Below are 1,416 nucleotides of genomic sequence, written 5' to 3' on the forward strand. Positions count from 1 at the left end.
AGTCTGAGACCTGATGCCGAGCCGATTGTGGTGAAGTGGATGATCCTATGCTGTCGAGAAAAGCCTCTAGCGAGTTTCATGGCGGCCCGTACCCTAAACCGACTCAGGTGGTCTGGTAGAGAATACCGAGGCGTTCGGGTGAACTATGGTTAAGGAACTCGGCAAAATGCCCCCGTAACTTCGGGAGAAGGGGGGCCATTCTGGGTGATGAGTTTTGCACTCTGAGCTTGGGGTGGCCGCAGAGACCAGCGAGAAGCGACTGTTTACTAAAAACACAGGTCCGTGCGAAGCCGTAAGGCGATGTATACGGACTGACGCCTGCCCGGTGCTGGAACGTTAAGGGGACCGGTTAGTCATTCTTCGGGGTGGCGAAGCTGAGAACTTAAGCGCCAGTAAACGGCGGTGGTAACTATAACCATCCTAAGGTAGCGAAATTCCTTGTCGGGTAAGTTCCGACCTGCACGAATGGCGTAACGACTTCTCGACTGTCTCAACCATAGGCCCGGTGAAATTGCACTACGAGTAAAGATGCTCGTTTCGCGCAGCAGGACGGAAAGACCCCGGGACCTTTACTATAGTTTGATATTGGTGTTCGGTTCGGCTTGTGTAGGATAGGTGGGAGACTGTGAAGCTTGGACGCCAGTTCAGGTGGAGTCGTCGTTGAAATACCACTCTGGTCGTGCTGGATGTCTAACCTGGGTCCGTGATCCGGATCAGGGACAGTGTCTGATGGGTAGTTTAACTGGGGCGGTTGCCTCCTAAAGAGTAACGGAGGCGCCCAAAGGTTCCCTCAGCCTGGTTGGTAATCAGGTGTTGAGTGTAAGTGCACAAGGGAGCTTGACTGTGAGACCGACGGGTCGAGCAGGGACGAAAGTCGGGACTAGTGATCCGGCGGTGGCTTGTGGAAGCGCCGTCGCTCAACGGATAAAAGGTACCCCGGGGATAACAGGCTGATCTTCCCCAAGAGTCCATATCGACGGGATGGTTTGGCACCTCGATGTCGGCTCGTCGCATCCTGGGGCTGGAGTCGGTCCCAAGGGTTGGGCTGTTCGCCCATTAAAGCGGTACGCGAGCTGGGTTTAGAACGTCGTGAGACAGTTCGGTCCCTATCCGCTGCGCGCGTAGGAGTCTTGAGAAGGGCTGTCCCTAGTACGAGAGGACCGGGACGGACGAACCTCTGGTGTGCCAGTTGTTCTGCCAAGGGCATGGCTGGTTGGCTACGTTCGGAAAGGATAACCGCTGAAAGCATCTAAGCGGGAAGCCTGCTTCGAGATGAGGACTCCCACCCCCATGAGGGGTTAAGGCTCCCAGGAGACTACTGGGTTGATAGGCCAGATGTGGAAGACCGGTAACGGTTGGAGCTGACTGGTACTAATAGGCCGAGGGCTTGTCCTCAGTTGCTCGCGTCCACTGTGT

The 1,416-nt window shown here is 55.7% G+C and carries 1 rRNA gene; it reads left to right on the forward strand.

The annotated features are described in order from the left end of the window. A 23S ribosomal RNA gene (locus tag ACFTZC_RS41955) occupies positions 1-1,395 on the forward strand; the annotation flags it as partial. Positions 1,396-1,416 lie beyond the last annotated feature (21 nt).

The sequence above is a fragment of the Streptomyces sp. NPDC056987 genome (assembly GCF_042673865.1).
GTDB lineage: Bacteria > Actinomycetota > Actinomycetes > Streptomycetales > Streptomycetaceae > Streptomyces.